This window comes from Intrasporangium sp., from assembly GCF_032907665.1.
Taxonomy (GTDB): domain Bacteria; phylum Actinomycetota; class Actinomycetes; order Actinomycetales; family Dermatophilaceae; genus Intrasporangium.
The window spans coordinates 1-19,861 of the sequence record NZ_JAJJPG010000040.1 but is presented as its reverse complement, the minus strand read 5'-3'; the positions used below and the strand labels follow the sequence as shown (position 1 = coordinate 19,861).

Below are 19,861 nucleotides of genomic sequence, written 5' to 3'. Positions count from 1 at the left end.
CCTCACGTCACCCTCACCGGGCTCCTGCCGCCACCCGCCGACGGGGCAGCCGCAGGCTCGGCCGGGCCGTGCGCGTCTCGGGCTTCGTGCTCGCCTCGGGAGCGCGGTGGGCCAGCGCCTCACGCAGCTGGGCGCGACCCCGGTGGATGCGCGAACGCACCGTGCCGAGCTTGACGCCCAGCGTCGTGCTGATCTCCTCGTAGGACAGGCCCTCGATGTCGCAGAGGACGACGGCAGCGCGGAACTCGGGCGCCAGCGCGTCCAGCGCGCGCTGGACGTCGTCGTCGAACCGGGCGTCGTGGTAGCTCTGCTCCGGGCCCTTCTCCGAGCTGGCGAGTCGACCGGCGGCGTCCTCGGGCAGGGCGTCGAAGCGGATCCGTTGCTTGCGCCGCATCTTGTCGAGGAACACGTTCGTCGTGATGCGGTGGAGCCAGCCCTCGAACGTGCCCGGCTGGTAGGAGTGGAGCGAGCGGAAGACCCGCACGAAGACGTCGTGGGTCAGGTCCTCCGCGTCGTGCGGGTTGCCGGTCAGGCGGTAGGCCAGCCGGTAGACCCGCGCCGAGTGCTGCTCGACGACTTCCTCCCAGGTCGGAGGGGTCCACTCCGCGCCCTGCACCGCACCCGGGGCAGCAGCCGGCTGCGGGACGCCGGCGGAGCCGGTGGCCTCGGTCATGACAGTCGCACTCACGCGGATCGAACACCTTTCGAGGGGGCTGACCAGCACAACGCCGCGCCGGCCACTTTCGTTCCCTCTACCCTGCCCACGGCGGTGATCTGCACACTGTCACGATCCTGTGGATCTCCTGTGCGTCGAGTGGGTCACCACACCGGCGAGGTTCACCCCAGTCCCGCACGAATCAGGCGCGGAGTCACGTTAGGGTAACGACCATGAGCACGCACAAGGTCGGCGCCTGGTCGCATGCCGAGGAGTTCGTCACACCGAGCGACCACGTCGACCAGGCACACCGGCGGGCAGAGGAGCTCGGCGTCGAGGCCGTCGGCAACGGGGTCGGGGCCTTCCTGCGAACCCTCGCCGCCGCGACGGGGGCCAAGGCCGTCATGGAGGTGGGAACAGGTGCCGGGGTCTCCGGTCTCTGGCTGCTCGGTGGGATGCCCGCGGACGGGGTCCTCACGACGATCGACCTCGAGGTCGAGCACCAGCACGCTGCACGGGAGGCGTTTGCGGCAGCAGGGGTCGCCCACCAGCGGACCAGGGTCATCGCGGGTCGCGCCCTCGACGTGCTGCCGCGGATGACGGATGGCGCCTACGACCTCGTCATCGTCGACGCCGACAAGGAGGAGTACCCCAGCTATGTCGAGCAGGGGACGCGCCTGCTCCGTCACGGCGGGACGCTGGTCCTCACGTGGACCGACAAGGAATCGGACCCTGCGGTCCGGGACCCGGAGACGCGCACCCTGCGCGACGTCGGACGGGCGATCCGCGACGACGACCAGTTCGTCGTGTCGCTGCTGCCCATCGGCGACGGGCTCCTCCTCGCGGTCAAGCGCTGAGACCGCCACCCGGGACCACGCGTGACCGGAGACGACAACGGCTCCCGACCGGGGGCCGGGAGCCGTGCTCGTGCGAGGAGTGCTCAGTTGACGCCGTCGCACCCCTGGATGGCATCGCGAAGGGCCGCAGCCTCGTCCGGGGTCATCTCGACGACGAGGCGCCCGCCGCCTTCAAGGGGCATCCGCAGCACGATGCCGCGGCCCTCCTTGACGACCTCGAGCGGTCCGTCGCCGGTCCTCGGCTTCATTGCTGCCATGGTTCCCCTTCCATAGGAATCCGGGTGGTCTGCCCCTCATTATTCCGGTTCCGCTGATCGACGCCTAATCCGGGATGTGATGCCGAGCACGTCATCGGGTCAGCGCTTTCCCGTTCGGGGGGATTGGGCCAGAGTGGGCGCCATGAGTGAGCCGCAACCCGAGACCCGGACGTCGGCGGGCCAGACCGACCCCACCCCTGCCGACGGCACACCCACCGATGCCACGCCCACCGACACCGTCCCGGTCGTGGTCACGGCCTCGGATGGGGTCGCGTGGATCCGGCTCAACCGCCCGGACGCGATGAACGCCCTCAACCGCGAGCTCAAGGTGGCCCTGCTCGGCGCCCTGCGCTCGGCCGCCGACGACCCGGCGGTGCGCTGCGTCGTGCTCACCGGCAACGGCAGGGCCTTCTGCGTGGGGCAGGACCTCAAGGAGCACGTGGCCGACCTCGCGTCCGGCGAGACCACCCTGGCCACGACCGTGACGGAGCACTACAACCCGATCGTCATGCTGCTCGCCACGATGAACAAGCCCGTCGTGGCTGCCCTCAACGGGGTTGCCGCCGGCGCCGGCCTCAGCTTCGCCCTGGCCTGCGACGTGCGCGTGATGGTCGAGGGCGCCGGGCTCAACACTGCCTTCGCCGGCATCGCGCTCTCCTGCGACTCGGGTGCCTCATGGTCCCTGCCGCGCTTCGTCGGCCCGGCCCGCGCCAAGAACCTGCTCATGTTCCCGCGCACGGTGGGCGCGGACGAGGCGCTCTCCCTGGGCCTCGTGTCGAAGGTCGTCCCCCCGGAGGAGCTCGACGCGGTCGTCACCGAGCAGGCCACCTCGCTCGCGGCCGGCCCGACGCTCGCCTACGGGGCGATCCGCCGTGCCGTCGCGTCGAGCGCGGGCTCCGACCTCGCGACGGCCCTCGCGCACGAGGCGGAACTCATGGCACTGACCGGCCGGAGCGCGGACCACCAAGCAGCGGTCGACGCCTTCCTCGCGAAGGAGAAGCCCACCTTCGAAGGCCGTTGAGGGGCCCGAGGTCGATCGGGTCCCCGTCGCGGGGGGCTCCCACAGGTCGGGCGTATGCCGCTGGGCTCGCTCACGCCGGTCGGTGAGCCCCCTGCGTGCCTGGGGTCACGGCGGGTAGTCGCCGGTCGGTGACGGGATGTAGCGCCAGAGGATGTCGGTCCAGTAGTACTGCCCGACGACGAAGAGGACGAGCAGCGGGACGGCGCGAACGAGCAGGCTCGGCCAGGCGCTGTCTCGTCGGTCCACCCACGCGGCGCCGACCATCACGGCGAGCAGGGGGAAGAGTGGGATGAGGTAGCGGAAGATGCTCGTGAAAGGGTCGAGCACGGCAGCGAGGTAGGCGGGGTAGGCCACCGACCACGTCCGCAGCTCGGCACCGAGCCGGGCGGCCCAGGGCCCGGCCACCATGGCCACGATGACGACGGGCACGACGACGAGCCACACCGGTCCCCAGGTCTCACCGAAGACGTACCTCGACATGCCGAGCCAGGGCACGAACGGCTCGACTTCTCCGGAGCCGCGCCACGCCCCCATCGTGTCGGTGTAGGCGCTCGACTCTCCGGTGCCCCACCACGCAATGACCGGCCAGAGGAACCCCGCGACGGCGCAGCCGACGAGGGACGCGAGCCCAGCGGCATACTCCCCTGGTCGGATGGGGCGTTCGGCACGGACCCGCCACCGCAGCCACAGCGCGACGAGCGTGACGACGCCGAGCGGGACCGCGATGGGTCGCGCGAGACCGACGAGCACCGCCACGCCGGCGGCGACGAGCCATCGCTCGCGCGAGAGCGCGTAGAGGTAGGCGACGAGCAGGAGCATCGCGAGCGACTCGGTGTAGGCGAGCTGGAGGGTCACCGACGCCGGGAACGACGCCCAGAGCACGACGACGACCAGGGCGGCGGCGTCACCGATGCGGTCTCGCAGGAGCAGGCCCATGAGGACCGCCGCAGCGAAGCCGCTGAGGAGCGCGATGGTCGACCCGGCCGCCGGGAACTCGAGGCCGGTGACGGCCATGAGTGCCCGTGCCGCGAAGGGGAAGAGCGGGTAGAACGCCCATGGGTTCTGGGCCGCGCGACCGTCCTCTGACCGCGGGACGTGGTCGGGGTACCCCTCGGTCGCAATGATCTGGTACCACTGCCCGTCCCACAGCGCGGTGAACGGGAAGTACGTGACCGGGTCATCCTCGCCACCCGTCATCCCGCTCGGCACCTGCCGCTGCAGGACGACGAGGAGGATCGCCGTGGAGACGACGCGACAGGCCGCGTAGAGCGCGAGGACGGTGAGGACGAACGTCCGCCGTGGACGCACCGGTGCCTCTGCGGTCATGCCTTCGGGACGTCGTTCGGGTGGGCCGGCTCGAGCGCCGCCGGCCCCTCGGTCGCCTCGGTCGCCGCCGTCGCCTCGGTCGCCTCGACGGCGGCGGACCCGTCGGGCGAGGCCGGGTCGTCCGCGGCGCCGAGCCGGGAGCGGAGGAAGGCGATGTGCTCGTCCTTCTCCCGCAGCTCGCGCCGCAAACGGTCGACGACGCCGTCGACCTGGCTCATCCGATAGCCGCGGAAGGTCACGTCGAAGGCGAGCTCCTCGAGGTCGTCGTCGTGCAGCTCACCCTCGGGGAGCGGCTCGTGGCTGAGCGACGAGCCGGGCCGTCCCATGCCGCCGGCCACTCCGCCCACCCAGCCGAGCACCAGGGCGACGACGAAGCAGAGGACGACCACACCGACGAGGAGGATGAACCACTTCACTCGGGCCGCTCCGCTTCACTCGACTCGATCGGGTCCTCATAGGCCCCGATGGCCTCGACCGCCTCCTCGGCGTCGTCGGTGAGCACGAGTCGGTCGATGTCGTCCGCGCCGATCATGCCGTGCTCGAGAACCGAGCTGCGCAGCCAGTCCAGCAGGCCCTTCCAGTACGAGGTCCCCATGAGCACGACCGGGAACTGCGTCACCTTCTGCGTCTGGGCCAGCGTCACGGCCTCGAACAGCTCGTCGAGGGTGCCGAAGCCGCCGGGCAGCACGATGAAGCCGTGCGAGTACTTGAGGAACATCGTCTTGCGCGCGAAGAAGTAGCGGAAGTTGACGCCGAGGTCGACGTAGTCGTTGAGACCGGTCTCGAAGGGCAGCTCGATGCCGAGACCCACAGACGTGCCGCCGCCGAGGAACGCGCCCTTGTTCGCTGCCTCCATCGTGCCCGGCCCGCCGCCGGTGATGACGGCGTAGCCTGCCTCGGCGAGGCGCTGACCCACCTCGACGCCCATGCTGTAGGCCGGGTCGGTGGCCCGGGCCCGCGCCGTGCCGAAGACGCTCACCGCCGGTCCCAGCTCGGCGAGCGCGCCGAAGCCCTCGACGAACTCTGCCTGGATCCGCATGACGCGCCAGGGATCGTCATGGAGCCAGTCGGTCCGCTGGCGCCGGTCGAGGAGGCGCTGGTCGGTCGTCGTGCGGGGGACCTTGCCGCGGCGCATGACGATGGGCCCGGAGCGGCGCATCTCGTCGGGCACACGGATCGCCGGCTTCTCGTCGGGCCGGACCTCGGGCTCGCGCGCGACGTCACTGGTGTCCTGCGGCTCGGGCGCGTCGATGTCGTGCTCGCTCACGGGGACCACCCTAAGCCTCACCCTTCCGTATGCCGCTCAGCCGCCTCCCGCACGTCTCCTCAGATCCCAGCATGTCGGCTCACAGCCTGCCGGGTGTCAGCCTGGCCGGCCCCGCCTGTCGGGTCTCAGGTGAGCCAGCGGAGCAGGGCCTGCTCCGCCTGCTCGTACTGCGACACCGGGCACCGCTCGTCGTCCATGTGGGCCAGGTTCGGGTCACCGGGCCCGAAGTTGACCGCCGGGATGCCCAGCGCCGAGAAGCGGGCGACATCGGTCCAGCCCTCCTTGGGGCCCACCGGCAGTCCGAGCGCGTCGACGAAGTCGCGGGCCGCGGCCAGGTGCAGGCCGGGACGTGCCCCGTCGACGGCGTCGCCGAGCTCGCAGTCGAAACCGGCGAAGACCTGCTGCACGTGGGCGTAGGCTGCGGCGACGTCCTTGTCCGGCGCGAAACGGTAGTTGACGGTGACGGTGCACCGGTCGGGGATGACGTTGCCGGCGACGCCCCCAGTGATCCCGACCGCCTGGAGCGCCTCGGTGAAGACGAGCCCGTCGACCTCGATCTGCTCCGCCTGGTAGGCGGACAGCCGACTGAGCACCTGGGCAGCGTCATGGATCGCGTTGTGCCCCTTCCACGGGCGGGCCGAGTGCGCGGCTACGCCCCGCGTCGTCACGTCCACCCGGAGGGTGCCCTTGCAGCCGCCCTCGATGGCACCGTCGGTCGGCTCGAGCAGCACCGCGAAGTCGCCGGTGAGCAGATCGGGGCGGGTGGCGGCGACCCGGCCGAGTCCGTTGTAGCGCCCCTCGATCTCCTCGCAGTCGTAGAAGAGGAAGGTGAGGTCCCGGGACGGCTCGGCCCCCTGCCCGATCGCCCAGCACACCTTGAGCATGACGGCGACCCCGCCCTTCATGTCGACGGTGCCACGACCCCAGAGCACGCCGGCCTCCAGCCTCGTCGGCAGGTTGGGCTCCGAAGCGAGCGGCACGGTGTCGAGGTGACCGGCGAGGATGACGCGCTCGGAACGGCCGAGGTCGGTCCTCGCGATCACCGCGTTGCCGTCCCTGATGACCTCGAGGTGAGCCAGCCCGCCGAGCGCCGCCTCGATCGCATCGGCGAGCACCGCTTCCTCCCGGCTCACCGACTGGATGTCGCAGACGGCCGCGGTGAGCGAGGTGACGTCACTCGCCAGGTCGAGCGCGGCGGTGGTCCCGGGAACTGAACGAGGCGGCATACGGGAAGGCTAGTCGCCCGGCGCCGTCGGGCTGCCGCCCACCCATCGGGCCAGGTCGGTGTGGCGGGAGCGGTCCCCCTACCCTTGTCCCCATGTCTCAACGCAGCGCATGGGGATACGGACTCGCAACGGTGACCGGGACCACCGTCGGCGAGGGCCAGGTCCTCGACACGTGGTACCCCTCGCCCGCACTGGGTGCGCGTCCCGACGATGCCACTGTGCCGCACGGTCTCGAGGCACTCGCCCGGACGGACGACCTGCGCCGCGTGCACACCGAGGTACGGCTCGTCGAGATCGACCTCGATGCCGCGCCCGCCGACGCGAGCGACGCCTACCTGCGACTGCACCTGCTGTCCCACTGTCTCGTCGAGCCCAACACGATCAACCTCGAGGGCGTCTTCGGTGTCCTGGCCAACGTGGTGTGGACCAACCACGGCCCCTGCCCGGTGGACGACTTCGAGCAGACTCGCCTCCGGCTGCGCGCGGTCGGGCCGGTCCAGGTCTTCGGGGTGGACAAGTTCCCGCGGATGACCGACTACGTCGTGCCGGCGGGCGTCCGGGTCGCCGACGCCGACCGTGTGCGCCTCGGGGCGCACCTCGCCGCCGGCACGACCGTCATGCACGAGGGCTTCTGCAACTTCAACGCCGGCACCCTCGGCACCTCGATGGTCGAGGGCCGGATCGTCCAAGGGGTCGTCGTCGGTGACGGCTCGGACATCGGCGGCGGCGCGTCGATCATGGGCACCCTCTCCGGCGGCGGCACGGAACGGATCAGCATCGGCGAGCGTTGCCTCATCGGTGCCAACGGTGGCGTGGGGATCTCCCTCGGTGACGACTGTGTCGTCGAGGCCGGACTCTACGTCACGGGCAGCACGAAGGTGACCATGCCGGACGGCGCGGTCGTCAAGGCCCGCGAGCTCTCCGGAGCGAGCAACATCCTCTTCATCCGCAACAGTGAGACCGGCGCCGTCGAGGCGCGGTCCCGCGCCGGGACCGGGATCACCCTCAACGAAGCCCTTCACGCCAACAACTGACCCGCCGCCGACCCGACCACGACTGACAATCCGAGGAGCACATGCCGACCGAGCGCCCCGGACTCGTCCTCGCCGAGTCCGGAGAGAGGTCCCGCCCGCGGCCCCGACGGCGCCGCGGGCGGCTCGCCATGCTCGTCGTCGTCGCTCTCGTTGCAGGCGGGGGATGGTTCGCGTCCCAGTTCCTCTACGAGAGCATCCGGACCCCGCAGTGCACCATCACGGCCGCCGGGATGACGGAGAGCTTCGACCCCGAGCAGACCGGCAATGCCGCGCTCATCACGGCACTGTCGATGAAGCGTGACCTGCCCCCGAGGGCCGCGACCATCGCCCTGACGACCGCCTACCAGGAGTCGAAGATCCGCAACATCACCTACGGGGACCGCGACTCGCTGGGGCTGTTCCAGCAGCGGCCGAGCCAGGGCTGGGGCACGGAGAAGCAGATCCTGGACCCGGTCTACTCCACCAACGCGTTCTACGACGCGCTCGTCAAGGTGAAGGACTACGAGACGCGGGACATCACCGAGATCGCCCAGAAGGTGCAGCGCAGCGGCTTCCCCGAGGCCTACCGGGACCACGAGGGCCAGGGCCGCGTGCTTGCCTCGGCCCTCACCGGGCACTCCCCTGCCGGGCTGACCTGTCGACTGGGCGAGGCGAGCGCGCATGCGAAGCCGTCCGCGGTGGCGCGGTCCCTCGCCGAGGAGATGGGTGTGACCCAGGTGCAGCCCGCCGACGGTGTGCTCACGGTGGCGGCCCCCGACGCGCGGACCGCGTGGGCGGTCGCCCACTGGGCTGTCGCGCGCGCCGCGCAGTTCGGTGCGACAGCGGTCTCCGTCGGCGAGCGCACCTGGGACCGCGGGTCCGGCGACGACGGGTGGAGTGACGGGGCGCCGTCGACCACTGTGACGATCACCCTGAAGTAGCAGGCCCCTCGCCGCCCACGTCGAGTGGCCCCAAACGCAGGCACCGTGAACCGACCCAGGGTCGAGTGGCCCCAAACGCAGGGTCAGCTTGCCCCTGCACGTCGAGTGGCCCCAAACGCAGGCAGCCTGCACACCCGAGATCGAGTTGCCGCAGCTGCGTGGCTCAATCGGCGGTGATGCCCGCCTTGGCGTCGAGCAGCTGGAGCAGCTCGTGCGCTGCGAGCTCGACGGCCTTGTGCCGCCACTCCGCCGCCCGGTACACGCAGGCGATCAGGCCGGCCCGGTGGACCCGGCTGAAGTCCCCGCAGACGAACGCATACCTCGCCTTGGTCTCGTCGTTGGCACCCTCGGTGAGCCCGAGGTGCCAGGCGGCATACTCCTCCCAGGAGTGCCGCTTCAGGTACGCGTTCTCGGCGGCCGCATCGGGCTGGGAGTCGCCCCAGTCCGAGTCGAGAACGTAGCGACGCTTCTCGATGAGACTCCGCACGTGCTCCACGGCAGCCGGGTTGACGGAGTAGGAGGCCATGCCCCCACTGTGCCGCACTGCGCTCCGCCGCGCCCGAGGGAGCGCGAGCGTTGCCCGCCGCTCAGGCCGGGTAGTGCCGCTCCGCCTCGCCGGTGTAGATCTGGCGCGGACGGCCGATCTTGGTCTCCGAGTCGTTCATCATCTCGCGCCACTGGGCGATCCAGCCCGGCAGGCGGCCGATGGCGAACAGCACGGTGAACATCTTCGACGGGAAACCCATCGCCTTGTAGATCAGACCCGTGTAGAAGTCGACGTTGGGGTAGAGGCGACGCTCCACGAAGTAGTCGTCGGCGAGGGCGATCTCCTCGAGCTGCTTGGCGATGTCGAGGAGCGGGTCGTTCTTGCCGAGCTTGGCGAGGATCTCGTCGGCCGACTTCTTGACGAGCGCCGCGCGCGGGTCGTAGTTCTTGTAGACCCGGTGGCCGAAGCCCATGAGCCGGGTGCCGGCCTCCTTGTTCTTGACCCGCTCCATGAACTGCTTCGGGTCCTCGCCCGACTCCTGCAGCTCGCCGAGCATCTCGAGGACGGCCTGGTTGGCGCCGCCGTGGAGCGGCCCCGAGAGGGCGTGGATGCCCGCGGAGACGGAGTTGAAGAGGTTGGCGTGGGCAGACCCGACGAGGCGGACCGTGGACGTCGAGCAGTTCTGCTCGTGGTCGGCGTGGAGGATGAAGAGCAGGTCGAGGGCCTTGGCGACGGTCGGGTCGACGCTGTATGGCTCCGCCGGGACGCCGAACGTCATGCGCAGGAAGTTCTCCACGAAGTTCAGGGAGTTGTCCGGGTAGATGAAGGCCTGCCCGACGGACTTCTTGTAGGCATAGGCGGCGATCGTCGGCAGCTTGGCGAGGAGGCGGATCGTGCTGATCTCCACCTGCTCCTCGTCGAAGGGGTCGAGGCTGTCCTGGTAGAAGGTGCCCAGGGCGGAGACTGCCGAGGAGAGGACGGGCATCGGGTGGGCGTCACGGGGAAACCCGTTGAAGAAGGCGCGCAGGTCCTCGTGGAGCATCGTGTGGCGCCGGATCAGCTCCTCGAACCGCGTCAGCTCGTCGCTCGACGGCAGCTCGCCGTAGATGAGCAGGTAGCAGACCTCGACGAAGCTCGACCGATCAGCGAGCTCCTCGATCGGGTACCCGCGGTAGCGCAGCACGCCCTCGTCGCCGTCGATGTAGGTCACGGCGCTCTTGCACGAGGCGGTGTTGACGAAGCCGACGTCGTAGGTGACGAGTCCGGAGTCCTTGAGGAGCGAGCCGACCCCGAGTCCGCCGCTGCCCTCGACCGCTTCGATTCCGGGGAAGGTGATCTCCTTGTCGCCGACTTTGAGTGTTGCGTCCACTGCCTTCGTCACTGCGTCCTCGCCTCCTCCAGATCCGGCCGGTGGGCCGGGATGTCCGCAAGGGACGTTACCCCAGCGGGGTGGTGAGCCGAAAAACCGGTCCGCCCCGTGGCAGGGTCGAAGCCACGGAGTCCGTATGCCGCTGGGCTGGCTCCCGCTGGACCCGACGGGTCACGTCCAGCTGACCCCTGTCGAGACGCAAGCCGGTGCAGAGCGGCTCAGTCAGGCCCCTCACAGTCTGCTGGCGGCCGCCGTGATCCGCTCGTCGGTTGCGGTCAGGGCAATGCGAACGTGCTGAGAGCCCGTGGGGCCGTAGAACGAGCCGGGTGCGACGAGGATGCCGCGGTCGGCGAGCTCGGAGACGGTGGTCCAGCAGTCCTCGTCGCGAGTCGCCCACAGGTAGAGCCCGGCCTCGGAGTGGTCGACCCGGAAGCCGGCTCGCTGGACGGCTTCGAGAAGGACCTCGCGGCGCAGGCCGTAGACGTCGCGCTGCTCTGCGACGTGCTCGTCATCGCGCAGCGCGACCGCCATGGCGTGCTGGACGGGTGCGGGCATCATCATCCCGGCGTGCTTGCGCACCTCGCGGATCCCCGCGATGAGATCGGAATCGCCCGCCACGAAGGCGGCTCGGTAGCCGGCGAGGTTGGACTGCTTGGAGAGGGAGTAGACGGCGAGCAGCCCGGTGTGATCGCCACCGCACACGTCGGGGTGCAGGATGCTCGGTGTGGCTCGGCCGAGCTGCCCGGGGCGCCAGTCGAGCTCCGCGTAGCACTCGTCACTGGCAACGACGACGCCGTGCGCGCGCGCCCAGGAGACGACCTTGGCGAGGTGCTCGACCCCGAGGACCTGACCGTTGGGATTGCCGGGGCTGTTGAGCCACAGCAGCTTCGGGGTCGTCGCGCGGGTCAGCGGCCCGAGGCTGGTCAGGGACTGGGCCACGACCGATGTGGCTCCGGCGAGCCGAGCACCGACGTCGTAGGTCGGATAGGCCACCTCGGGGATCCCGACGATGTCGCCCGCCCCGAGGCCGAGCATCGTCGGGAGCCAGGCGACGAGCTCCTTGCTGCCGATCGTGGGCAGCACCTGGGCCGACTCCAGGCCAGGGACTCCACGCCGCCGCTCGAACCAGTCGCAGATCGCCTCACGCAGCTCCGGCGTGCCCACGGTCAGCGGGTACCCGGGGGCGTCCGACGCTGCCGCGAGCGCTCGGCGGACGAAGTCGGGCGTCGGGTCGACGGGCGTCCCGACGGACAGGTCTGCGATGCCGCCCGGATGCGCACTCGCCCGCGCCTTGTAGGGCGCGAGCGAGTCCCACGGGAAGTCGGGCAACCCCAGGGCGGTCACCCAGGGCTCACTCGTGCTCCTGCGGCGGCAGGGCCTCGATGAGCGGATGGTCCTTCTCGATCATGCCGAGCTTGGCGGCGCCGCCGGGACTGCCCAGATCGTTGAAGAACTCGACGTTGGCGTTGTAGTAGTCGGCCCACTGCTCCGGCACGTCGTCCTCGTAGTAGATCGCCTCGACGGGGCACACCGGCTCACACGCTCCGCAGTCGACGCACTCGTCGGGGTGGATGTAGAGCGACCTTCGGCCCTCGTAGATGCAGTCGACCGGACACTCCTCGATGCACGCCTTGTCCTTCAGGTCGACGCAAGGCTGGGCGATGACGTAGGTCATGGAGACCGGACCTCCTAGAGGAGTGAAGAGAGAGCAGGGTCGTGCTCGGCCTAGTATGCCGGACATGACCGGCCCCGACATGAGTCACCCCGGTGATGAGATGGTGGACGCCGACCCGTCGGACCGGCTCACCGTGGGTAGCCGGGTCGTCGTCCGGCACCGGCTGCCCGAAGGTGCCGAGGCAGGGGCCACCGACGTCATCGGCCGACTGGCCCTGCGCACCGACGAGGTCCTGCTCGTGGACACCCGCAACGGCCGCGTCACTGTGCCCCGCCGGGACGTCCTCGCCGCCAAGCCCATCCCTCCGCGCGCGACCCGCCCCGGCCCCGCCCACCTCCGGGTCTCCATCGAGGACCTGTCAGTCGTCACCGCTCACGGCTGGGTCGCCGTCGAGCAGGAGGGTCTCGGCGCCTGGCTGCTGCGGTCGGCCCCCGGCTACACCGGCCGGGCCAACTCCGTCCTCGTGGTCGGCGACCCCAGCCTTCCGGTCGAGGAGGCCATCGACTACTGCGAGCGGTGGTACGCCGAGCGCGACCAGCGGGCGATGTTCCAGGTCAGCGGCGAGACCGGTTTCGTCGTCGCCGACCATGCCGTCGGCCAGGCCCTCCTCCGCCGCGGCTACGCCGTCGGCGGTGGACGCAACGACTGGGACCGGGTCCTGGTCATGACCGGCCCCTCGTCGGGCATCCCCCCGCTCACCGAGCAGTCTGTGCCGGTCGCCGCGGATGCCCACCTCTCCCCCGAGTGGCTCAGCGCGCTCGGGGAGCAGCGCACCGTGGTCCCCGGTGTCACCGAGTCGGTCCTCACCGGCAGCGAGCGGCAGCTGTTCCTGTCGATCCGCGATGAGGGCAGCAGGCGCATCGTCGCCCTGGCCCGGATCGCCGTCCACCCCGGGTGGGCCGGCGTCTTCGGCCTGTGGGTCCACCCGGACCACCGCCGCCGCGGCCTCGCCCGGACGATCATGTCCGCGGTGGGCACGGTCGCCCGGGAGCAGCACCTGCCGGCGATCTACCTCCAGGTGTCCGCCGACAACGACCCCGCGATCAGCTTCTACGAGGCGCTCGGCTTCACGGTCCACCACGAGTACACCTACCTCGTCCAGCCACCAGCCTGACCTCACCAGTCGAGGGACGGGAGGCCTCGGGCCGCGCCGGGAGGTGGGCGCGAGCCCAGCGGCATACGGAGATCCGCATGTCCCCGAGCGAGACTCAGGGCTTGGCGTTGGGGTCCGTGCAGATGATCTCGTGCTCGGGGATGTAGTGCGTGTTGACCTTCTCGCTCTTGACGAGCGTCGATGACCCGGGCTTGTACCACTGCCGCGTCACGGTGACGTCGAAGCCGGGCTGGGGCTGCTGCGGGTAGCAGGTCGGCGAGTCGTCGCGGATCGTCTTGGGCTCGACGACGTTGCGGCGAGGGCCCTTGACCGACTTGATGTCCCACACCTTGGTGCTCCACACGCGACCATGGACGTAGCCACCCTCGACCCAGGTCTGCAGGAGCATGCCGTAGGGAGTGTCGTTCTTCCACTTGTTGTCGACGCTCGGCCAGTAGACCGTGGCCTCGCGCCCCTCGGGATAGCGCGGGATGAAGAAGGCGTGCGGGGTGAACTCGAGGATCTGCGCGCCGGCGAAGTAGGCCATGTTGTAGATGACGGTGGACACCTGCGAGATGCCCCCGCCGGTGCCGCGGGTGAGCCGTCCGTTGATGATGACGGTGCCGTCGCCGTAGCCCTTGGCCTTCGTCCGCTCGCCGAGGATCCCGTTGAGACTGAAGGTTTCTCCAGGGGCGAGATAGGTGCCGTTGATCGTGCGGCTCGCGACGACGAGGTTCTGGGTTCGCGTCGTGTCCTCCGGTGGGAAGGGCGACCTGAAGTCGACGATGAGCTCCTTGACGCCCGCCTTCTTGGCATCCTCCGTCGTGAACTTCGGCTTGGTCGTGACGACCTTGAGCTCGACCCGGCGCTCGGGGGCGGTCATTGCAGCGATGACGTCGTCGGCGATCGTCGACTCCTCGACCGCGGTCCCGTCGACGGACGGCACGATCTTGGGCCGTCCGCCCTCGAAGGTCCACCGGGCGTCCTTGGCCTTCTTCGTCGAGACCTTGAGCTCGCTCGCGACGAGGGCGGCGAGCTTGTCCTTGTCGAACTTCGGCACGAGCGCGCCCTCGCCGTGGGGCACCATCGTCACGGCCGGCGCGAAGTCCTCCGGCTGGAGCCGGGCCGTCGCCTTGCCCGCGACGACGGTGATCGGTCCGGACATCGCCTTCTCGCCGAACTCCCGAGCGGCCGTCGCGATCGCATCTCCGCTCACCTTCGGCTCCACCGGGGCAACCGCAGCCGTCGCGCTCGACGAGTGAGGGAAAGCCTTGCGCAGGGCGAGCTTCGTGCCGGGGATGTCCAGGGTGCGCCCAGCCACCGGCGGCGTGACCTTGACCTCGCCCTCGGGGAAGGTGATCGAGCCCTCGGTGGGCTTCGTCTCCACGCTGGGCGCCAGCTCGGTCAGGGCGGCGGTGAGGACCTCGTCGTCGACCGTCGTGAGCAGGGGCGCCTCGACGGACCCGATGAGCCGGTCCCACAGCGTCAGCGGGCTGAGGCTGAAGCCGGTGAGACCGTCCAGGGAGCGTTGGACGTCGACCGAGAAGCCCGCCTCGCCGGGCACGACCTCGACCGGGTCCTCGCGACCCGGCACGGTCAGGGAGATCGGGGCGGCGAGCAGCGGCTCGGCCTGTGCTGCGAGCGCCGCCTCGGCCTCGTCCTCGGTGAGGCCGCCGATCGGGATGCCGCCGACAGAGACGGTGGACGGCAGGTGCTGCGCTGACCACACGGCGAGCCCGACGTAGCCTCCGACGAGGATCGTGGCGGCAACGAGCAGTCTGATCAGGGTGGCGCGTTGGTCGTTCGGGGCCATGGGTTCTCCGTGCGGGGCGAGGTCTCAGCGCACGATAACCCAGTGGCGCTGCCTGGTCTGCGCTCGCACGCGGCCTGTTACCAGGCCCTTACATCGTTGCATGATCAACCGCTTGGGCGAGAATCGCTCACTCGACGAGGTCCCGCCATGGCGGCGTGGTCACATGGCCGGCGCCGCCCGTCGCGGCGGTTTCGCCCTCACCCCCGTCGGCCGTCAACGGCTGCCACGTCCTGGGGTGGACGCGCCCGAACGCCTCGCGGTCGGTGGTGCGTCGCGCGATGCGGTTGGACAGGGCATGCACGTCGTCGTTGACGACGAGGACCTGGGTGGCGTGGGCGCGGAGGGCGGCGAGCTTGGCCGGTCGGGTGGCGGGGTCCTCGACCACGTGGGTGATCCGCGCATCATCGACGACAGAGGGAGGGTGGGGGTCGTCGACACCGGGCACGACGAGGCCGTATGCCGTCGGGTCGGCCGCCCGGACCCAGGCGCGGTCCTCCTGCGCCCACGTCCTCGGGGTGAGGATCTCGTAGGTGCGGGACGGGAGATCGCGGTCGGCGAGCTGGTCAAGGGCGGCCCGCGTGAGCCGATGAGCCTGGATGTGGTCCGGGTGGCCGTAGCCGCCGTCGGGGTCGTAGGTGATCACGACGTCAGGACGCAGCTCGCGCAGCAGGCCTGCGAGGGTCCCGCCGGCACCGTCGAGGTCGGCGTTGACGAAGGCCTCCGGCCGGGCCGCGGCCGCGGACCCGGCCATGCCGGAGTCGCGGTAGCGGCGGGTGCCGAGGCCGTCCTCCCCGAGGATGTGACCTCGTGCGCCGAGCGCCGCCAGCGCCGCGGAGAGCTCGTCCCGCCGATGCGGCGCGAGCAGGTCCTCGGGGTGGCCCTCGAGGTGGGCGAGGTCGGACGGGATCACCTCGCCCTCCTCGCCCAGCGTGCAGGTGACGACGTGGACCTCGTCACCGCGGGCGGCGAGGTGGGCCATGGTCGTCCCACAGGTGAGCGTCTCGTCGTCGGGATGGGCGTGGACCAGCACGATGCGGTGGGCCATGGGGTGCTCCGTCGGTCGGGTGGGTGGAGAGAGTGCGGCGCGTCAGCGGACCGCGACGGTGGCGAGGTCGACGATGCCGCCGACCGCATGGTCGTCGTAGTGCAGCACGCCCGCACCGTGGATGTGCAGCACCTTGGTCGCGGCGAGGGCCACGTAGCCGCCCCGTTCGCGGATGAGCGCGTCCGCCTCGGCCCACACGGCGGCCCGTTTGGCCGGGTCAGCCGTCGCCTGGGCCCGGTCCATGAGCTTGGCGACGTCCTTGTCGTCGAAATAGCCGACGTCCTGGCCGGGCCCGGAGGAGTCGATGTTGATGCGGGCGTCGAAGAGGGCCGGGAGCACGCCGCTCGCCGATGGGATGTCGGGCAGCCAGGCTCCCCTGAAGACGTCGTAGTCCTTCCCTGCCGAAGGCTTCTCGATCGTCTGGTAGTACTCCTCGGGGGGAACCGTCGTGCGCTCGACCTCGAAGCCGGCCCGCTCCCAGCCCGCCTCGAGCGCTGCGTAGGCCTTGTCGATGAGCAGAGACCGCGCGTGGACGACGCGCACCCTGACGGGGAGCGTGACCCCGGCGTCCGTGAGGAGCGTGCGAGCGGCCTCGGGGTCCCCTTCGACGCGGGCTCCCTGAGGCGGCCTCAGGCCGGCCTCACTGATGCCCGGCCCGAGGACCGACCACGTCGGAGAGCCCGCTCCCTCGCCGCCGTTGGCGGTGACGTAGGTGGCCCGGTTGGTGGACAGGGCGAAGGCCTTGCGCACGACGTCCTTGGACATGACCGGGCTGCGCATGTTGAGTGCGAGGTAGTCGACGCTCCCGGTGTACGGGAAGGTCAGGCGGGCGCCGAGCGCCGTGCCTGCCTGGTGGCGCAACGTGGGCGAGGCCTTGACCCACGAGACGGCGTGGGCGTCGCTGCCCTCCTGGTTGAGCAGCCGCTCGATGACGGTCGCCTCGCTGAGGCCGCTCGTCACGACGATCGTGTCCGGATAGGCCTGCCGCACGAGGTCGGTGTCAGGGTCCCAGTGCTTGTTGCGCACGAAGGTGCCGCCCTTGCCCGGCTGCCAGGGCCTGTCGAGCTGGTAGGGCCCGGTCGAGAAGACGGCGTGCGAGGCCTTGCCCGTCTTCGAGTCGGCCGCAGCCTTGCGCGGCGCGAACTCCGGCAGGGCCACGATGTGGGGGAAGTCGCGCTCCGGCGCACGCAGGTGGAAGGTGATCCGGCGATCCTTGCACTGCACCGCCTTGAGGAAGGACTTCGCGTTCTTCTTGTCGGCCGGGCCGGAGTAGGTGGGTTTCTCCAGCCCCTCCGAGGTCACCTTCGTCGGCACGTCGAGCAGGAAGGTCGCATAGTTCGTGCCCCCGACGTGGGTCTTCCGGTCGAAGGTCCGCGCCACGCCGTGCCGCACGTCCTCACAGGTCACGGGGGTGCCGTCCTGCCACTTCACACCGTCACGCAGGGTGAAGGTCCACGTCCGCCCGCCGTTCGACTCCGTGCCGGTATCCGTCGCGAGGTCGCCGACGAGGTCACGCTCCCGGTCTCCCGTCCCATACGTCGTCAGGGTGCGCACGAAGGTCCGCTGCGCGAAGAAGGCCTCGGGGCCCACGTACATCAGCTGCGGGTCCCACGTCGCGATGCGGTCGGCGACGAGGACATGAAGGGCCCCGCCTGCCTGTGGTGGCCCCACAGTGGGCGCAGTGCCGACGGTGTCGTCGGGGCGGCCCGACCCGATGAGGTCCTCGGGAGTGCACGCCGCGCTGCTCCCGAGGGCCACGACCGCGGTCAGGACGGCACCGAGCCGGCCGACGCGGCGCAGCCGGGATCCTCGGTGGGACGCGGGACGGGGCGAGCTGGTCACGGCTGCGTCAGCCCTCCGCCTTCGCCGCCGCCCTCGCGCGGGCGGCCGTGCGGGCCCGCTCGGTCGCGCTGAGGACGACCTTGCGGATCCGGACGGCCTCCGGGGTCACCTCCACGCACTCGTCCTCGCGGCAGAACTCGAGGCACTGCTCGAGGCTGAGCCTGCGCGGCGGGACGATCTTCTCGAAGGCGTCGGCGGTCGAGGACCGCACGTTGGTCAGCTTCTTCTCCCGCGTGATGTTGACGTCCATGTCGTCGGAGCGGGAGTTCTCGCCGACGATCATGCCCTCGTAGACCTCGGTACCCGGCTCGACGAAGAGGCTGCCGCGCTCCTGGAGATTCACCATCGCGTAGGCGGTCACGGCACCGCTGCGGTCCGAGACGAGCGAACCGCTCGTGCGCGTCGTGATGGGGCCGAACCACGGCTCGTAGTCCTCGAAGACGTGGTGGGCGATGCCGGAGCCGCGCGTCTCGGTGAGGAACTCGGTGCGGAAGCCGATGAGCCCCCGGGACGGCACGAGGAACTCCATCCGGATCCAGCCCGTGCCGTGGTTGGTCATCTGCTCCATGCGGCCCTTGCGGGCGGCGAGAATCTGCGTGATCGCGCCGAGGAACTCCTCCGGGGTGTCGATGGTGAGGCGCTCCACGGGCTCGTGCACCTTGCCGTCGACCTCGCGGGTGACGACCTGCGGCTTGCCGACCGTCAGCTCGTAGCCCTCGCGGCGCATCTGCTCGACGAGGATGGCGAGCGCGAGCTCGCCGCGACCCTGGACCTCCCAGGCGTCGGGCCGCTCGGTCGGCAGGATACGCAGGGAGACGTTGCCCACGAGCTCACGGTCGAGGCGGTCCTTGACCATCCGGGCAGTGACCTTGGCGCCCCGGACCCGGCCGACCATGGGACTGGTGTTCGTGCCGATCGTCATCGAGATGGCGGGCTCGTCGACGGTGATGAGCGGCAGCGGCACGGGGTTCTCCGCATCGGCGAGGGTCTCGCCGATCGTGATCTCGGGGATGCCTGCGACCGCGATGATGTCCCCGGGACCGGCGCCCTCGGCCGGCTTGCGCTCGAGCGCCTCCGTCATGAGCAGCTCGGTGATCTTGACGCGTTGCTGGGAGCCGTCATGGCGGCACCACATGACCTGCTGGCCCTTCTGGATCGTCCCGTTGTGCACCCGGAGCAGGGCGAGGCGACCGAGGAAGTTCGACGCGTCGAGGTTGGTCACGTGCGCCTGCAGGGGAGCCTCGTCGTCGTAGGTCGGGGCCGGGATGGTGTCGAGGATCGTCGCGAAGAGGGCCTCGAGGTTGTCACCGTCGGGGAGAGCGCCGTCCTCGGGCCGGTTCAGGGAGGCGCGGCCCGCCTTGGCCGACGCGTAGACGATGGGGAAGTCGATCTGTTCCTCGGTGGCATCAAGATCGAGGAACAGCTCGTAGGCCTCGTCGACGACCTCGGCGATCCGCGAGTCCGGACGATCGACCTTGTTGATGCACAGGATCACCGGCAGCTTCGCGGCGAGCGCCTTGCGGAGCACGAAGCGCGTCTGCGGCAGCGGCCCCTCGGACGCGTCGACGAGGAGGACGACACCGTCGACCATCGACAGCCCGCGCTCGACCTCACCGCCGAAGTCGGCGTGGCCGGGGGTGTCGATGATGTTGATGGTCACCCCGCCGTCCAGTCCACGCTCCTGCGCCGCCTTGCCCTTGTAGTGCACCGCGGTGTTCTTCGCGAGGATGGTGATGCCCTTCTCCCGCTCGAGATCACCCGAGTCCATCGCCCGCTCGTCGACGTGCTGGTGCTCACCGAACGCCCCTGACTGCCAGAGCATCTTGTCGACGAGGGTGGTCTTGCCGTGGTCGACGTGGGCGACGATGGCGACGTTGCGGATGTCCGCACGGGTCTGCAAAGGCATGGGGGACAGTCTCTCAGGGTTTCGGCGTGCCTCTGAACGTGCCTGTGTGCGTGCCTGTGTGCGTGCCT

The 19,861-nt window shown here is 70.3% G+C and carries 19 protein-coding genes; 5 read left to right on the top strand and 14 right to left on the bottom strand.

The window, feature by feature from the left end:
- Positions 1–13: 13 nt before the first annotated feature.
- A complete protein-coding gene (gene sigE, locus LOY02_RS08315) occupies positions 14–673 on the bottom strand; it encodes an RNA polymerase sigma factor SigE (protein WP_317181886.1) in 660 nt (219 codons plus the stop codon).
- Between the two features lie 215 nt (positions 674–888).
- Between sigE and LOY02_RS08310 the strand changes: the two genes are divergently transcribed.
- On the top strand, positions 889–1,512 hold the full coding sequence (locus tag LOY02_RS08310; protein ID WP_317181876.1) for an O-methyltransferase: 624 nt from the start codon (positions 889–891) through the stop codon (positions 1,510–1,512).
- Between the two features lie 83 nt (positions 1,513–1,595).
- Here the strand turns inward: LOY02_RS08310 and LOY02_RS08305 are convergent, their stop codons facing one another.
- Entirely contained in the window at positions 1,596–1,769 is a 174-nt protein-coding gene (locus LOY02_RS08305) for a DUF3117 domain-containing protein (RefSeq protein ID WP_013493416.1), read from the bottom strand.
- Between the two features lie 142 nt (positions 1,770–1,911).
- Between LOY02_RS08305 and LOY02_RS08300 the strand changes: the two genes are divergently transcribed.
- The gene (locus tag LOY02_RS08300) at positions 1,912–2,790 is read left to right on the top strand and encodes an enoyl-CoA hydratase/isomerase family protein (RefSeq protein ID WP_317181875.1); all 879 of its coding nucleotides are present in this window, start codon (positions 1,912–1,914) and stop codon (positions 2,788–2,790) included.
- 105 nt (positions 2,791–2,895) lie between these two features.
- Here LOY02_RS08300 and LOY02_RS08295 read toward each other — a convergent pair whose 3' ends face one another.
- The 4 genes from LOY02_RS08295 to dapE all read right to left on the bottom strand — a co-directional run bounded on the left by LOY02_RS08295 (position 2,896) and on the right by dapE (position 6,609).
- Positions 2,896–4,116: a hypothetical protein gene (locus tag LOY02_RS08295; protein ID WP_317181874.1), complete on the bottom strand. Its 1,221-nt coding sequence runs from the start codon at positions 4,114–4,116 to the stop codon at positions 2,896–2,898.
- Positions 4,113–4,532 carry a DivIVA domain-containing protein gene (locus LOY02_RS08290; protein ID WP_317181873.1) on the bottom strand — a complete coding sequence of 140 codons (420 nt, stop codon included), beginning with the start codon at positions 4,530–4,532 and terminating at the stop codon, positions 4,113–4,115. The genes LOY02_RS08295 and LOY02_RS08290 overlap by 4 nt, the downstream gene beginning before the upstream one ends.
- On the bottom strand, positions 4,529–5,275 hold the full coding sequence (locus LOY02_RS08285) for a TIGR00730 family Rossman fold protein (protein WP_317181885.1): 747 nt from the start codon (positions 5,273–5,275) through the stop codon (positions 4,529–4,531). The genes LOY02_RS08290 and LOY02_RS08285 overlap by 4 nt, the downstream gene beginning before the upstream one ends.
- 233 nt (positions 5,276–5,508) lie before the next feature.
- On the bottom strand, positions 5,509–6,609 hold the full coding sequence (gene dapE / locus LOY02_RS08280) for a succinyl-diaminopimelate desuccinylase (protein WP_317181872.1): 1,101 nt from the start codon (positions 6,607–6,609) through the stop codon (positions 5,509–5,511).
- A 92-nt stretch (positions 6,610–6,701) separates the two neighbouring features.
- Between dapE and dapD the strand changes: the two genes are divergently transcribed.
- Both dapD and LOY02_RS08270 read left to right on the top strand, forming a co-directional pair.
- Positions 6,702–7,643 (top strand): 2,3,4,5-tetrahydropyridine-2,6-dicarboxylate N-succinyltransferase, encoded by a 942-nt coding sequence (gene dapD, locus LOY02_RS08275; RefSeq protein WP_317181871.1) that lies wholly within the window; start codon positions 6,702–6,704, stop codon positions 7,641–7,643.
- A 41-nt stretch (positions 7,644–7,684) separates the two neighbouring features.
- Entirely contained in the window at positions 7,685–8,563 is an 879-nt protein-coding gene (locus LOY02_RS08270) for a hypothetical protein (RefSeq protein WP_317181870.1), read from the top strand.
- A 163-nt stretch (positions 8,564–8,726) separates the two neighbouring features.
- Here the strand turns inward: LOY02_RS08270 and LOY02_RS08265 are convergent, their stop codons facing one another.
- The 4 genes from LOY02_RS08265 to fdxA form a co-directional block, all read right to left on the bottom strand.
- Entirely contained in the window at positions 8,727–9,089 is a 363-nt protein-coding gene (locus tag LOY02_RS08265) for a hypothetical protein (protein WP_317181869.1), read from the bottom strand.
- A 61-nt stretch (positions 9,090–9,150) separates the two neighbouring features.
- Positions 9,151–10,419: a citrate synthase gene (locus LOY02_RS08260; protein WP_317181868.1), complete on the bottom strand. Its 1,269-nt coding sequence runs from the start codon at positions 10,417–10,419 to the stop codon at positions 9,151–9,153.
- A gap of 231 nt (positions 10,420–10,650) precedes the next feature.
- Positions 10,651–11,763: a succinyldiaminopimelate transaminase gene (gene dapC, locus LOY02_RS08255; protein ID WP_317181867.1), complete on the bottom strand. Its 1,113-nt coding sequence runs from the start codon at positions 11,761–11,763 to the stop codon at positions 10,651–10,653.
- Positions 11,764–11,770: 7 nt separating this feature from the next.
- Entirely contained in the window at positions 11,771–12,094 is a 324-nt protein-coding gene (fdxA, locus tag LOY02_RS08250; protein ID WP_317181866.1) for a ferredoxin, read from the bottom strand.
- Between the two features lie 64 nt (positions 12,095–12,158).
- Between fdxA and LOY02_RS08245 the strand changes: the two genes are divergently transcribed.
- Complete coding sequence (locus LOY02_RS08245; RefSeq protein WP_317181865.1) at positions 12,159–13,208, top strand: GNAT family N-acetyltransferase; 1,050 nt, start codon at positions 12,159–12,161, stop codon at positions 13,206–13,208.
- A gap of 94 nt (positions 13,209–13,302) precedes the next feature.
- On the opposite strand, the gene LOY02_RS08240 is transcribed toward LOY02_RS08245, so the two are convergent.
- The 4 genes from LOY02_RS08240 to typA form a co-directional block, all read right to left on the bottom strand.
- Complete coding sequence (locus LOY02_RS08240; RefSeq protein WP_317181864.1) at positions 13,303–15,000, bottom strand: VanW family protein; 1,698 nt, start codon at positions 14,998–15,000, stop codon at positions 13,303–13,305.
- A 127-nt stretch (positions 15,001–15,127) separates the two neighbouring features.
- Positions 15,128–16,045: an N-acetyl-1-D-myo-inositol-2-amino-2-deoxy-alpha-D-glucopyranoside deacetylase gene (gene mshB / locus LOY02_RS08235; protein WP_317181863.1), complete on the bottom strand. Its 918-nt coding sequence runs from the start codon at positions 16,043–16,045 to the stop codon at positions 15,128–15,130.
- A gap of 42 nt (positions 16,046–16,087) precedes the next feature.
- Positions 16,088–17,887, bottom strand: a complete 1,800-nt coding sequence (locus LOY02_RS08230; RefSeq protein WP_317181862.1) for an ABC transporter substrate-binding protein — start codon at positions 17,885–17,887, stop codon at positions 16,088–16,090.
- Positions 17,888–17,894: 7 nt separating this feature from the next.
- Positions 17,895–19,793 carry a translational GTPase TypA gene (typA, locus tag LOY02_RS08225; protein WP_317181861.1) on the bottom strand — a complete coding sequence of 633 codons (1,899 nt, stop codon included), beginning with the start codon at positions 19,791–19,793 and terminating at the stop codon, positions 17,895–17,897.
- Positions 19,794–19,861 lie beyond the last annotated feature (68 nt).

Coding starts and splice junctions, on each gene's coding strand:
- mshB (WP_317181863.1), bottom strand. CDS start 16,045: ATGGCCCACCGCATCGTGCTGGTCCACGCCCATCCCGACGACGAGACG.
- dapD (WP_317181871.1), top strand. CDS start 6,702: ATGTCTCAACGCAGCGCATGGGGATACGGACTCGCAACGGTGACCGGG.
- sigE (WP_317181886.1), bottom strand. CDS start 673: ATGACCGAGGCCACCGGCTCCGCCGGCGTCCCGCAGCCGGCTGCTGCC.
- LOY02_RS08265 (WP_317181869.1), bottom strand. CDS start 9,089: ATGGCCTCCTACTCCGTCAACCCGGCTGCCGTGGAGCACGTGCGGAGT.
- LOY02_RS08240 (WP_317181864.1), bottom strand. CDS start 15,000: ATGGCCCCGAACGACCAACGCGCCACCCTGATCAGACTGCTCGTTGCC.
- LOY02_RS08310 (WP_317181876.1), top strand. CDS start 889: ATGAGCACGCACAAGGTCGGCGCCTGGTCGCATGCCGAGGAGTTCGTC.
- LOY02_RS08245 (WP_317181865.1), top strand. CDS start 12,159: ATGACCGGCCCCGACATGAGTCACCCCGGTGATGAGATGGTGGACGCC.
- fdxA (WP_317181866.1), bottom strand. CDS start 12,094: ATGACCTACGTCATCGCCCAGCCTTGCGTCGACCTGAAGGACAAGGCG.
- LOY02_RS08300 (WP_317181875.1), top strand. CDS start 1,912: ATGAGTGAGCCGCAACCCGAGACCCGGACGTCGGCGGGCCAGACCGAC.
- LOY02_RS08285 (WP_317181885.1), bottom strand. CDS start 5,275: ATGCGCCGCTCCGGGCCCATCGTCATGCGCCGCGGCAAGGTCCCCCGC.
- LOY02_RS08295 (WP_317181874.1), bottom strand. CDS start 4,116: ATGACCGCAGAGGCACCGGTGCGTCCACGGCGGACGTTCGTCCTCACC.
- LOY02_RS08305 (WP_013493416.1), bottom strand. CDS start 1,769: ATGGCAGCAATGAAGCCGAGGACCGGCGACGGACCGCTCGAGGTCGTC.
- typA (WP_317181861.1), bottom strand. CDS start 19,793: ATGCCTTTGCAGACCCGTGCGGACATCCGCAACGTCGCCATCGTCGCC.
- LOY02_RS08270 (WP_317181870.1), top strand. CDS start 7,685: ATGCCGACCGAGCGCCCCGGACTCGTCCTCGCCGAGTCCGGAGAGAGG.
- dapE (WP_317181872.1), bottom strand. CDS start 6,609: ATGCCGCCTCGTTCAGTTCCCGGGACCACCGCCGCGCTCGACCTGGCG.